Below are 12,978 nucleotides of genomic sequence, written 5' to 3'. Positions count from 1 at the left end.
ATCATGACAGCACACAGTTATCTCGATATTCACCCCGACGTCGCCGCCGCCATCGCCGCCGGCCACGCCGTGGTAGCGCTGGAATCAACCATCATTTCGCATGGCATGCCCTACCCGCAAAACGTAGAAACGGCGCTTCAGGTCGAACAGGTCATCCGCGAAGCCGGCGCCGTACCCGCCACTATCGCCGTCATCGATGGCCGTCTCAAAGCCGGGCTGACTCGCGGCGAAATCGAAAAACTCGGACGCGAAGGCCGCAGCGTCCTCAAGGTCAGCCGCCGCGATCTGCCCTTCGTCGTAGCCGCAGGCCAGACCGGCGCGACCACCGTCGCCAGCACCATGATCATCGCCGCCATGGCCGGAATCCGCGTCTTCGCGACCGGCGGCATCGGCGGCGTGCACCGTGGCGCCGAACACAGCTTCGATATCTCCGCCGACCTGCAGGAACTGGCCAACACGCCGGTTGCCGTCGTCTGCGCCGGCGCCAAGTCCATTCTCGATCTCGGCCTGACGCTGGAATACCTGGAAACAAATGGCGTACCGGTAATCGGGTACCAGACATCGACGCTACCGGCTTTCTTCACGCGCGAGAGCGCATTCAACGTCGACTACCGCCTCGATTCGGCACGCGAGATCGCTCAGGTCATGCAGGCCAAGTGGCAGATGGAACTCAAAGGCGGCATGGTCATCGCGAACCCCATCCCGCACGAATATGCGATGCCACAGGAGCGCATCGATACCGCCATCGAACAGGCGCTCGCCGAGTCAGAGCAACAAGGCATCCATGGCAAGGAGTCGACTCCCTTCCTGCTCGCCCGCGTCTGCGAACTGACTGGAGGCAACAGCCTGGAGGCAAACATCCAGCTGGTATTCAACAATGCGCGCCTCGCCGTCGCCATCGCCCGCGAATACGCCGCCGCATGACAGGACCGGAGCTGAACGAATGGCGCCTGCGGCTGGAAAGCTGGCTGGGCGCCCAGCCGACAGACGGCGATGCCGCACACGACATGGCTCACCTGCGCCGGGTCTGGAATACGGCGCGCAGGCTATTGCCGTCGTTTCCGGCCGCCGATGCGCTGGTGGTGCTGGCGGCCTGCTATCTGCATGATCTCGTCAACCTGCCCAAGAACGATCCCCGCCGCGCTCTGGCCTCGCGCCTGGCGGCGGAGCGCTCGCACGAGGTACTGGCCGGGCTCGGCTTTCCCGCGGAACGCATCGCCGCCGTGGCGCATGCCATCGAAGCCCACAGTTTCTCCGCCGCCATCGAACCGCTGACCGAGGAAGCCTGCATCGTGCAAGACGCGGATCGCATGGATGCCCTCGGAGCTGTCGGACTGGCGCGCATGTTCTACGTCTCGGGCCGACTCGAGCGCAAGCTCGCGCACGCGGACGACCCGCTCGCGGCGCAAAGACCGCTGGACGACCTGGAATATGCGCTCGACCATATCGAAGTGAAACTCGCACGCCTGCCGGCCATGATGCGCACCCGCGCCGGCGCGCAATTGGCCGAGACCCGGCTGCAGCGTATTCTGGCCTTCCGCGAGCAATTCATCGACGAATGGGGCGGCGCGAACTGAGCTCTGCAGCGGCGGCCGGGTGCGACCGGTCGCCAGCAAGCTTCACGCCCCTCCATTTTTTAACTAAAATTGAAAGATCTCCCAATACGGCGGACTCGCTCCGACCGTAAACGGCACCGTTTCGCACAGAGGTCGACCATGCATCAAGCGCCGCCACCGGATCTTTCGGTATTTTTAGCTTCGTCTGCCCACGATATGAAAAATTCACTGGGCATGCTCAGCGGCCTGCTGGAAAAGTTCCTTGCCGAGCAAAGCGAAACCGTGTTTTCGGGTTACAAAGACCTGTCGTCCATGCTGTACGAGACCAGGCGCATCAACAACGACCTGATGCAGTTGCTTGCACTGTACAAGCTCGACCAGAATCTCTACCCCTTCGACCCGCACCCGGTAGCCGTCTCCGGCTTCCTGGGAGAACTGGCGGCGCAGAATGCGCGCCTGCTCGCCGCGCGTCGTATCACGCTCATCTGCGATTGTCCCGACACGCTGGTCGGGCATTTCGACGAGGACCTGCTGCAAGGAGCCATCAACCAGGCGCTCAATAATGCCAGCCAGTACACGCGCGGCCAGATTCGGCTGGCCGCCGCCATGGTAGACGGCATGCTGGAAATCCGCGTCGAAGATGACGGCGAAGGCTATCCTCCGTGCATGCTCGGCGACGAGGCGGCCCAGCTTGGAGTAGACTTCAACCGCGGCAGTACCGGCCTTGGCCTGCACTTCGCCCGCAGCGTCGCTGCCCTGCATAAAAACAAGGGCCGCTGCGGTAGCCTGCGCCTGGAAAACGGCGGCCTCCTTGGTGGCGGCTGCTTCATACTGCAACTTCCCTGACCTCAGAGCCCACCGACACTATGGCCGACTTCATCTCGGATTTCTCCCGCTTCAAATTCCTGGTGGTCGATGATTTTGCAGGCATGCGCACCCTGCTGCGCGATATGTTGCGCGAGTGCGGAGCACGCGACATAGACGAAGCCTCCAATGGCAAGGACGCATCCTCGCTGGTTTCTCGCCGGAAGTACGACATGGTGCTCTGCGACTACAATCTGGGGGCAGGCAAGAACGGCCAGCAGATACTGGAAGAGGCCAAGGTCAACGGCTGGATCGGCCCCTTGTGCGCCTGGGTCATGATCACGGCAGAGAAAACACCCGATACCGTCGTCGGCGCGATGGAATACCAGCCGGACGGTTATCTGATCAAGCCTGTCAATTCGGCCCTGCTCTATTCGCGCCTGGGCAAGCTGCTCGCGCGCAAAAGCGCGTTCGCCGAGATCGATGCCCGCCTCAAGCGCCGTGACTATCAGGGCGCTCTCGCGCTGTGCGATGAAAAAATGACGCTGGACAAGGGAGCCTACGCCACCGATCTGTTGCGCTGGAAGACCCAGCTGCTGCTTTCCATCGGCGAGCATGCCCAGGCACGCGAGCTGTTCGAACGCATCCTCGCCGAACGCGATGTCCCCTGGGCCCAGGTCGGTCTGGCCAAGGCGATGCAGCTGAGTGGCGAGTACGCCGAGAGCCGCAGCCTGCTGGAACAGGTCGTCGCCGAAAACCCGGCCAATGTCGAGGCCTACGACTGGCTCGCACAGGCGCAGGACAAGCTCGGTGATCTGGACGGGGCACGCAAGACGCTGGAACGCGCGGCGCAGCTGTCGCCCAATTCGCCGGTCAGGCAAAAGAATCTGGGCGACGCCGCCTTGCGCCAGGGCGATGTCGCCGCCGCCGAGGCCGCATTTCGCAAGAGCATGCATGTCGGCGAACATTCGGTTCTGAAAACGCCGGACAGCTATATCGGGCTCGCGCACATCCTTGGCGACAAGAAACAGCTGGAGGAGGCCACTCGGCTGCTGCGAAAAATGCCACAGGCGTTCAACACAGACGCGGCGAAAATCCGTGCCAAGGCGGTGGAAGGACTGATCGCCCGCAAGAACGGCAACGAGACGCGCGCTGCCGAAGCCGGGGCGGCACTGGCCGAGCTGGTCAAAAACGCACAAACCGGCATCGACGTCGCGGCCAGCATGGAGGCCGCCACCCTGCTGCTGGCCACCGGCCGCCAGGAAGACGCAGTCGGCCTGCTGGCGGTCGTGGTCCAGAACAATCATGACAACGCGGAACTCATGGAGCAAATTTCGGATGCCTTCACCGATGCGGGTCTCGCAAGTGTCGGGGTCCAGTGGATGGAACAGGCGCGTCGCGAAACGGTCGCCCTCATGAACCAGGGGGTGCTGCTCGCACGCGATGGCAAGTTGGACGAAGCCGTGGCCGCAATGAGGCACGCGGTGGAAACCATGCCCAACAACGTCCGCGTGCTGCTCAACTGCGGCCATGTGATGTTGCTGGCGCTGCAGCAGCAATTCGATCCGGCCCTGAAACGCGAGGCGCGGCAGATTCTGCTGTCCGCCAATGCACTGTCGCCCGGCGAGAAACGCTTTTCGCAGTTGATCAGTCAGCTCGAAACGCTCAAGCCCGGTGCTTGAGCGGTATCGATCAGCGGACGGAGCGGGTGCTGACATCCACCCATACTGCCAGCATCAGAATCCCGCCCTTGACGATCATTTGCCAGTAAGTGTCAACGTCGAGCATTGACATGCCATTGTCGAGACTGGCCATCACCAGCGCACCGATCAGCGCGCCATAGACCGTGCCGGAACCGCCGCGCATCGATGTGCCGCCGATGAAACAGGCGGCGATGGCATCCAGCTCGCCCATATTGCCTGCCGATGGCGAGCCGGCGGCGAGTCGCGCGGTATTGACCAGCCCTGCCAATGCGCACATCAGTCCCATGATCCCGAAAATCCACATCTTGACCGCCTGGACATTGACGCCGGACAATCGCGTCGCCTCCATATTGCTGCCCACCGAATAGATGCGGCGGCCGAACACGGTCTGCGTCGTGACGTAGCTGAAAATGCCGAGCAGAGCCAATAGCAGCAGCACCGGTACGGGGATGCCGTCGTAGTGGTTGAGCGTGCGCACGAAAGCCAGCAACACCGCGCCGATCAGTGCGACACGGATTGCATCGCGCCATGGCGGCGTCAGCGGCAGCGCGTGCCGCATGCGGTTCACGCGCTGCCGCCAGGTCAGCACCATCGCCAGCAAGAACAAGCCCGCCCCCAGCACGGCGCCTAGCTGGGGCGGCAAGTAGCCCTGCCCCAGATACACCATGCTGCCGGACACCGGTGCGATGGTCATGCCCCCGGTCACGCCGAGCAGCACGCCACGAAACGCCAGCATGCCGCCGAGACCGACAATGAACGAGGGGATTCGCAAATAGGCCGTCAGATAACCGTTGAACAGGCCGAACATCAGGCCGAGCAGCAACACCAGCGGCACATCGATGGGCAGGGGCACGTGCTGCGTCACGTCGAGCACGGCGGCGACACCGCCCAGCAGACCGAGCATGGAGCCGACCGACAGGTCGATTTCACCGGCGATGATGACCAGCACCATGCCGCAGGCCAGAATGCCGGTCACCGACATCTGCCGCAACAGATTCGACAAATTGCGCGGCGTGACGAAACCGCCATCGGTTGCCTGGTTGAAAAAAAGCCAGATCAGGGCAATGGCGATCAGCAAGGCCATGGTTTTGTATTGGCTGAAAAGCTGTTTGATCGTTCCGGTGTTCATGCCGTCTCCCGATTATCGCAGTGGCCGGTCGCGCGCGCGGAGGGGTCGATCGCCGCCGCCAGCACCGTCTCCTGACTCAGATCGCGATTGATGAAGTTGCCGCGCAGCACACCTTCGCCAATCACGAGCACGCGGTCGGAAACGCCGAGCACTTCGGCTAGCTCGGATGACACCATGATGATGGCGACGCCCTGTGCCGCCAGCTCCATCATCAGTTTGTAAATTTCCGATTTGGCGCCGACGTCGACCCCGCGTGTGGGCTCGTCGAGAATCAGCACCCTGGGACGCGCCAGCAGCATCTTCGACAACACCGCCTTCTGCTGATTTCCGCCGGAAAGGCTGGTGATCGGCAAGAAAGCATTGGCGGTTTTCAGTTGCAGCCGCGAGATCTCGCCGTGCACGGTCTTGAGCTCGGATTCCGAATCGATGCGGGTATGGCGCGAAAACTCCTGCAACACCGTCAGGGTGATATTCTGGCCGACGCTGAGATCCGGCACGATGCCCAACTGCTTTCTGTCCTCCGGGACCATGCACAAACCGAGCCGGATCGACTTGAGCGGACTGCCGGTATCGACCGGGACTCCATCCAGCCAGACCTCTGCCTCGAACCGCCCGCGATAGGCCCCGAACAGAGCCGACATCAGTTCGGTGCGCCCTGCCCCGACCAGACCGGCCACGCCAAGAATTTCACCGCGCCGCAGGGAAAAGGAAATATCGTCCACGCGCTTGCGCCGCGGATTATCGACATCGAAACAGCTGACATGGTGCGCTTCGAACACGACCTCGCCGATCGCGTGCGTCTGGCGCGGGTACAGGGCCGCGATTTCGCGACCGACCATCTGGGCGATGATGCGGTTGACGTCCAGCTCCGCCATCGCCGTCGTGGCAATGTGGCGACCATCGCGAATGACCGCCACCGTATCGCAGACCGCCGCCACTTCGTCGAGCTTGTGCGAGATATATACGCAGGCCACTCCACGGGCTTTCAGACCGCGGATGATATCCAGCAGCACGGCGATTTCCGACGCGGTCAACGAGGAGGACGGTTCGTCCAGAATCAACAGGCGGGCCTTCTTGTTCAGCGCCTTGGCGATCTCGACCAACTGCTGATGGCCACCGCCATAGTGCATGACAGGCAGCGCCACATTGATATCCGGCATGTTCAGCTCGCGCATCAACTCCCCCGCACGCCGGTACATGGCAGGATAGTTCATGCGGCCACCGGGCAAGGTCAGCTCATGCCCCATGAAAATATTCTCGGCGACCGACAGTTCGGGAACCAGCATCAGTTCCTGATGAATGATGATGATGCCGGCCGCCTCGGTGTCGCGCACCGACTGGGCGCGCAGGGGCCGACCGTCCCACAGTATCTCGCCGTCCCATGTTCCGTACGGGTAAACCCCCGAGAGGACCTTCATCAGCGTGGACTTGCCGGCACCATTTTCGCCGCACAGTCCCAGGCACTCCCCCGCCCGGATCTTGATATCGATGCCATCCAGCGCGCGCACGCCGCCGAACGTCTTGACGATACCGCTCATTTCCATCAGAAAATCGGACATGCTCGCTCTCGCAAAGAAAGGATAAAGAAAGGGCCGCACGCGACCCCGGTCGCGTGCGCCGATCGATTGCCCTTTACTCTCCGATCTGAGCCTTGGTGTAGAAGCCATCCTTGACCAGGATATCGACATTGCTGCGAGTCAGGGCGGTCGGTTTGAGCAATACCGTGTTCACTTGCTTGGCGCCATTATCGTAGTGGGAGTTGTAAGCCGGTTTCTCGTTGCGCACCAACTGCACGGCGAGTTTCGCCGCCTGCGTGGCGATCAGCTTCAGCGGTTTGTAAACCGTCAGCGCCTGGGTGCCTGCGATCACGCGCTTGACGGCAGCCAGATCGGCATCCTGCCCCGATACCGGCACCTTGCCATCCAGCTTCTGTGCCGCCAGGGCCTGAATCGCGCCGCCGGCCGTGCCGTCGTTGGAAGCGACGATGGCGTCGATCTTGTTATCGTTGGCCGTCAGCGCGTTCTCGACGATGGACAGGGCTTCGGTTGGACTCCAGTCCTTGACCCACTGCTGACCGACGATCTTGATCGCCCCCTTGTCCACCAGCGGCTTGAGTACCTTCATCTGTCCTTCGCGCAGCATCTTGGCGTTGTTATCCGTCGGGGAGCCGCCGAGCAGATAGTAATTGCCTCTGGGCTGCACCTTGACCACGCCGGCCGCCTGCATCTCGCCGACCTTTTCGTTATCGAATGAAATATAGGCATCGATATCGGCATTCAGTATCAGGCGATCGTAGGATACAACCTTGATCCCGGCTTTCTTGGCTTCCTTGATGGTATTGGTCAATACGGTCGCGTTGAACGGGACGATGACAATCACATCGACGCCGCGCGAGATCAGGTTCTCGATTTGTGAAATCTGCCGCTGCTCGCTGGCGTTGGCCGACTGCACAAAGACTTTGGCCCCCAGTTTTTCCGCCGCTGCGGTAAAGAAATCACGGTCTCGCGCCCAGCGTTCGACCCGCAAATCATCGATGGAAAAACCGATTTTAGGATTTTTGGCATCGGCTTGCGCCGCCGTAGCGCCGAGAAGCAGGGTGGAGGCGGACAACAGTGTCAGTACTGCATTTTTTATGGTCTTGTTCATGGCTAGGTCTCCTTGTGTTGCGATTAGAACAGCAGATGAACCCGATCCCGCACTGCAGCCGAAGCGCTCCGGCTGGCACGGCATGCCCTACGGCGTGGAGACAGTCCCCCGACCATCCCGCATCCTTCCGCCGCTTGGCTTTTAGCACAACGCTTGCAACGACAAGTGCACCCCCTTCGATTCTGTCCGCTCGGGCATGCTCACGCTGCCGCCCCTGATCCTGCAGGAAGACTGGAGCCCACCTGCCGCCATGACGCGCGCCCAAGGCCGGCGATGCCAGTGCAGACGACAGCGGGAAAATAACTCATCGGACGTCTCCTCGCAGAGAGAAAGGGGCCGGTCCACCGACGGAACCGGCGCGCAGCGCATGTCGCAGCCATGACCCGGCAGGCGTCCGGGCAATGGTGTGGCGCCATACTATCAACCGGCCATTCACGCTCACAATTATGAAATCCACCAAGCGCGATAGCGTTTCTTTCTATTGCAGCCGCACAATCGTCTTTTCTCGCTGACGCCGCCGCGCGAGCTGATTACAATCAATCGTGAAAATCACAATGCCGGACCGCAAAGCCGGAGCCCGCCACCCGCAAGGCCATTCCTTCCCTGTACAAGGAGACCACCGGATGACAAAAACGCCGTCTGCACGCCGCGTCGCCCTACTGTTCAACGGCAACAAAATCTACGATCGCGATATCATCACCGGGATCGCCTCCTATCTGAGCACCACGCGCGCCTCATGGGACCTGTTTCTCGAGGAAGACTTCCGCTGCCGCTTGCAAGGGATAGAACACTGGGAGGGGCACGGCATCATCGCCGACTTCGACGACCCGGAGGTCAGCGCAGCCTTGTCCCGCATCGCCCTGCCCGTGGTCGCCGTCGGAGGCTCCTACGCAGACGAAGCAGAATACCCCCATGGCATTCCCTATGTGGCCACCGATAATTTCAAACTGGTAAAACTCGCGCACGACCACCTGATCGAAGCCGGTCTCACGCGTTTCGCCTGTTTCAGCCTGCCGCAATCGCCGCTCAATCGCTGGGCCCAGGAGCGCGAGAAAGCCTTTTTGCAACTGATGCAACGAGATGGCATGCAAGGCGAGCTGTACCGGGGCGTCCATACCAGCGCCCCCTCATGGGATACGTCGGTCGAGCAACAGATCGCCTGGTTGCGCAGCCTGCCCAAGCCGATCGGTATCATCGCAGTCTGCGATGCGAGAGCGCGTCAACTGCTGCAGGCCTGCCTGAGCGCCGGCATCCCCGTGCCGGAGCAGGTCGCCCTGGTCGGCATCGACAATGACCCCCTCGCCCGCATCCTGACGCGGGTGCCGCTCAGTTCGGTGATTCAAGGCACCCAGGAAATGGGGCGTACCGCCGCCCATCTATTGCAGCAGATGATGCATGGCGCACGTCTGGCGGGGAACCGCATCGTGGTGCCGCCGGCCGGGCTCAATGTCCAGGCGTCCAGCCTGCACGAACCGTACAACAATCCGCATGTGATGCAGGCGCTGCACTTCATTCGCCAATATGCCTGCCAGGGCATCAAGACCGAACAGGTCGCCGACTACGTCGGTGTCTCGCGCTCGTCGCTGGAATGGTACTTCCGTCGCAAGCTGGGACGCAGCGTGCACGATGAAATTCTGCGCTTCAAACTGGAGGCCGCGAAAACCCGACTGGGAAACGAGCAACACTCGATGGCCGATATCGCCGTCAGTTGCGGCTTCACTTCGGTGCAATACATGCATGCCGTGTTCAAACGCGAGCTTGGCTGCACCCCGCGCGCCTGGCAGGACAAGGCGACTCAGTCCACAGGCGCGAGACCGCCGGGCCCCGACCGCCGCAAAGCCCCCTGCCCGTTCCCGCTGCGGGAAGAACGGCGCCATACTCCCCAGGCTTGAACGCATGCCTCCGAGCCGGGCCTGCGGCGGGAGCCCCCCGACAGGGACGATGACGACAGCCGACGGCACGCCCCGACCGCCCCGAAGCACGGATTGCGCCCTGCAGGCCCCCGGTCGCGCGTGAACAATGAGCATTGTTAACCAGCGAGAAATAGTCTGTTGCCTAAAAATCGCTGTCTCGTGCAATAGAAAAAGCTAAGATGGAATGTCGGTTTTGCGGCTGTCATGCCGCAGACCTTGCCCTACTTGCAAACCACATAGGAGTTTCACATGGCTCGTATTGTCGTCGTATACCACTCCGGCTATGGTCACACACAGCGCGTTGCCGAGAATGTCGCACAGGGCGCGAATGCCGAACTTGTCGCCATTGACGCCGAAGGCAACCTGCCCACGGAAGCATGGGACAAACTGGCTGCGGCCGACGGCATCATCTTCGGCGCTCCCACCTATATGGGCAGCCCGAGCTGGCAATTCAAGAAATTCGCCGACGCGACCTCCAAGGCCTGGTTCACTCGCGCCTGGCAGGACAAAGTCTTCGGCGGCTTCACCAATAGCGCGAGTCTCAACGGCGACAAGCAGGTATCCCTGATCGCATTGCAGACACTGGCTTCCCAGCATGGAGGCATCTGGGTCAGCCTCGGCCTGCCGCCGAGCAACAGCAAGGCCGCCTCGCGCAACGATGTCAACAACCTCGGCGGCTCTGTCGGTCTGCTGATCCAGTCCCCGTCCGATGCCAGTGTTGAAGAAATTCCGCAGGGCGACCTGGATACCGCTCGCAGCTACGGCCAGCGCGTTGCCGCGATTGCCGCGCGCCTGCGCCCCTGAGTCGTCGTGTACGGCGGCGGGCATGGCGCTTTACCCGCCCGCCGCCACGCAAAAAAAACGGAGGGCGCATGCCCTCCGAGAAGCCTTGATGCCGAAAGTACAACAAAAGGTCGCGCTTACTTCCACGCGGCCGGGAACTTGTAACCGACGTATTTCTGCTTGGCCCAGCCCTTGAACTCAGCCGAGTTGTAGGCGGCGGTCACGTCGCGCACCCACTGCTTGCCCACGTCGGCGCTGCGCACCACACCCCAGTTGATATAAGCGAAACTCTTTTCCTGGAACAGTGCCTCGGTCAACTTGATGCCGGAGCTGGTCGCGTAGTTGCCGTTGATGACCGCGAAGTCGGCGTCGCTGCGCGCGCGCGGCAACTGTGCGGCTTCCAGCGGAATGATCTTGATATGCTTGACGTTGACGGCGATGTCGCGCTCGCTGGCAGTCAGCGGATTGATCCCCGGCTTGAGCTTGACCCAGCCCAGATCGGCAAGCATCACCAGCGCACGCGCAAAATTGCTCGGATCGTTCGGAGCGGCCAGCGTGGAGCCATCCTTCACGCTCTTCAGCGCTTTGAGCTTGCCGGCGTAAATGCCGAGCGGCGCAGTCGGAACCTGGAACAGCGCAGTCAGCGACAGCTTGTTTTCCTTGGCAAAGGTTTCCAGGTAGGGTTTGTGCTGGAATACATTGACATCGAGCGAGCCTTCCTGCAGCGCGAGATTGGGACGGACGTAGTCGGTGAACTCGACCAGACGGACCTTGTAGCCTTCTTTCTCCAGAATCGGCTTCACCTGGCTTTTTACCATGTCGCCGAAGTCGCCGACCGTGGTGCCGATCACGATATTCGGCTTGCTCGCATCGGCGGCCTGGGCGGTCGTGGCGAAAAATAGGCCGGACAGGGCAGCGGCCAGGACAGTCATGACTGTTTTTTGCATTGTGAACTCCATTGTTCTGAATTAGCGTTTATCAAGCCGGGCAGCCAGGCGGTTGCCGACAATCTGGATGATCTGCACGATCAGGACCAGCAGCAGCACCATGGCCACCATGACTTCGGTTTCATAGCGGTAGTAGCCGTAGCGGATCGCCAGGTCGCCGATCCCGCCACCGCCGACCACACCGGCAACGGCGGAATACGACAAAAAACTGATGGTCAGTATGGTCAGGCTGGAAATCAGCCCCGAGCGCCCTTCGTTGAGCAGCACTTTGCAGATGATCTGCATGGGACTCGCCCCCATCGATTCCGCGGCTTCGATCACGCCGCGCGGAATCTCGCGCAGAGTCTGCTCGACCAGGCGCGCGAAATACGGAATCGCAGCGAAGGACAAGGGTACGGCAGCCGCAACCGGCCCGATGGTGCTGCCGACCAGGATCCGCGTCAGCGGCACCAGCGAGACCATCAGGATGATGAAGGGGAAGGAGCGCACCAGATTGACCAGCCAGCCGAGCACCCCGTTTAGCAGCCGATGCGCAAACAATTGTCCGGGCTGCGACAGGTAGAGCACGATTCCGAGTGGTCCTCCGATCGCGATGGCGGCAAACAGGCCTATCCCCAGCATCAGCCCCGTTTCCTTGACCGCCTGCCAGATTTCCGGCGTCAACGTCAGCAGATTCTGCAAGGCGTCGTGTACGGCAAGTGCATCCATCACGCAGCCTCCAGCAGGGACAATGCGAGGTCGGTGCGCGCATCGACACTGCCGTCGACCACGTCCATCACTTCGGCGATACGCCCATGATCGAGCAAGGCGGCGCGATGGCAGATGGACCGAATCACTCCCATCTCGTGCGTCACCACGACCACGGTGACGCCGAAACGCTCATTGATATTCTTCAGGCATTCCAGAATCGATTGCGTTGTCCGTGGATCAAGCGCCGAGGTCGGCTCGTCCGCCAGAATCACCCTCGGGCGCGACGCAAGTGCGCGGGCGATGCCGACACGCTGTTTCTGGCCGCCGGAAAGCTGGGCCGGGTAATGCCGTGCCCGATCGCCGAGGCTGACCACATCGAGACACTCGTCGACCCGGGCGGCGATATCGGCGCGCGACCAGCCGGCCACTTCGAGCGGGAAGGCCACATTGTCGGCCACCGTGCGATTGGTCAACAGATTGAACTGCTGGAATACCATGCCGATGTTCTGGCGCGCGCGGCGCAGCTCGCGCGCCGACAGGCTGGTCAGGTCGCGGCCGTCGACAATGACGGCGCCGGCATCGGGGCGCTCGAGCAGATTGATCAGGCGCAGCAAGGTCGACTTGCCGGCACCGGAGAAGCCGATCAAACCGAAAATCTCGCCTGCGCCGATGGAAAGCGAGGTGTCTTCTACAGCGGTAAACCAGCCGCCATCGGGACGCTGAAAGCGTTTGTGGACAGCTTGCAAATGAATCATTGCGTCAACTCCAAAACAAAAGGCCCGCCAAGCAAGAATGCGAGCGGGCCAG

Annotated in this window: 12 protein-coding genes; 6 read left to right on the top strand and 6 right to left on the bottom strand. The window is 61.7% G+C overall.

Translation table 11 applies throughout. The features are described 5' to 3' along the window. Positions 1–3 precede the first annotated feature (3 nt). The 4 genes from G520_RS0111325 to G520_RS22515 all read left to right on the top strand — a co-directional run bounded on the left by G520_RS0111325 (position 4) and on the right by G520_RS22515 (position 4,042). Positions 4–924 carry a pseudouridine-5'-phosphate glycosidase gene (locus G520_RS0111325; RefSeq protein ID WP_028535763.1) on the top strand — a complete coding sequence of 307 codons (921 nt, stop codon included), beginning with the start codon at positions 4–6 and terminating at the stop codon, positions 922–924. Further along, positions 921–1,577: an HD domain-containing protein gene (locus G520_RS0111320; RefSeq protein ID WP_028535762.1), complete on the top strand. Its 657-nt coding sequence runs from the start codon at positions 921–923 to the stop codon at positions 1,575–1,577. The genes G520_RS0111325 and G520_RS0111320 overlap by 4 nt, the downstream gene beginning before the upstream one ends. A gap of 195 nt (positions 1,578–1,772) precedes the next feature. Beyond that, positions 1,773–2,402, top strand: coding sequence for a sensor histidine kinase (locus G520_RS0111315; protein WP_211222816.1), 630 nt, complete (start codon positions 1,773–1,775; stop codon positions 2,400–2,402). Positions 2,403–2,422: 20 nt separating this feature from the next. Next, positions 2,423–4,042 carry a tetratricopeptide repeat protein gene (locus G520_RS22515; RefSeq protein WP_036666106.1) on the top strand — a complete coding sequence of 540 codons (1,620 nt, stop codon included), beginning with the start codon at positions 2,423–2,425 and terminating at the stop codon, positions 4,040–4,042. Between the two features lie 10 nt (positions 4,043–4,052). Here G520_RS22515 and G520_RS0111305 read toward each other — a convergent pair whose 3' ends face one another. From G520_RS0111305 to xylF, 3 genes are all read right to left on the bottom strand, one after another. Next, positions 4,053–5,192 carry a sugar ABC transporter permease gene (locus G520_RS0111305; RefSeq protein WP_028535760.1) on the bottom strand — a complete coding sequence of 380 codons (1,140 nt, stop codon included), beginning with the start codon at positions 5,190–5,192 and terminating at the stop codon, positions 4,053–4,055. Next, entirely contained in the window at positions 5,189–6,751 is a 1,563-nt protein-coding gene (xylG, locus tag G520_RS0111300) for a D-xylose ABC transporter ATP-binding protein (RefSeq protein WP_028535759.1), read from the bottom strand. The genes G520_RS0111305 and xylG overlap by 4 nt, the downstream gene beginning before the upstream one ends. A 73-nt stretch (positions 6,752–6,824) precedes the next feature. Continuing rightward, positions 6,825–7,838: a D-xylose ABC transporter substrate-binding protein gene (xylF, locus tag G520_RS0111295; protein WP_036666104.1), complete on the bottom strand. Its 1,014-nt coding sequence runs from the start codon at positions 7,836–7,838 to the stop codon at positions 6,825–6,827. 623 nt (positions 7,839–8,461) lie between these two features. On the opposite strand from xylF, the gene G520_RS0111290 reads away from it, so the two are divergent. Together G520_RS0111290 and G520_RS0111285 are read left to right on the top strand one after the other, a co-directional pair. After that, positions 8,462–9,730, top strand: coding sequence for an AraC family transcriptional regulator (locus G520_RS0111290; protein WP_028535757.1), 1,269 nt, complete (start codon positions 8,462–8,464; stop codon positions 9,728–9,730). Between the two features lie 270 nt (positions 9,731–10,000). Then, on the top strand, positions 10,001–10,555 hold the full coding sequence (locus G520_RS0111285; RefSeq protein ID WP_028535756.1) for a flavodoxin family protein: 555 nt from the start codon (positions 10,001–10,003) through the stop codon (positions 10,553–10,555). Positions 10,556–10,671: 116 nt separating this feature from the next. On the opposite strand, the gene G520_RS0111280 is transcribed toward G520_RS0111285, so the two are convergent. Genes G520_RS0111280 through G520_RS22510 form a run of 3 tightly spaced genes read right to left on the bottom strand, consistent with a single transcriptional unit; the run spans position 10,672 to position 12,926 of the window. Continuing rightward, positions 10,672–11,466 (bottom strand): MetQ/NlpA family ABC transporter substrate-binding protein, encoded by a 795-nt coding sequence (locus G520_RS0111280; RefSeq protein WP_425516769.1) that lies wholly within the window; start codon positions 11,464–11,466, stop codon positions 10,672–10,674. Between the two features lie 36 nt (positions 11,467–11,502). After that, a complete protein-coding gene (locus tag G520_RS0111275; protein WP_028535754.1) occupies positions 11,503–12,189 on the bottom strand; it encodes a methionine ABC transporter permease in 687 nt (228 codons plus the stop codon). Further along, positions 12,189–12,926 (bottom strand): methionine ABC transporter ATP-binding protein, encoded by a 738-nt coding sequence (locus G520_RS22510; RefSeq protein ID WP_051229337.1) that lies wholly within the window; start codon positions 12,924–12,926, stop codon positions 12,189–12,191. The genes G520_RS0111275 and G520_RS22510 overlap by 1 nt, the downstream gene beginning before the upstream one ends. Positions 12,927–12,978: the final 52 nt, after the last annotated feature.

This window comes from Paludibacterium yongneupense DSM 18731 (genome assembly GCF_000422925.1).
GTDB classification, from domain to species: domain Bacteria; phylum Pseudomonadota; class Gammaproteobacteria; order Burkholderiales; family Chromobacteriaceae; genus Paludibacterium; species Paludibacterium yongneupense.
Note: the sequence above shows the minus strand (reverse complement) of the source record. Positions and strands in the feature narration are given on the sequence as shown.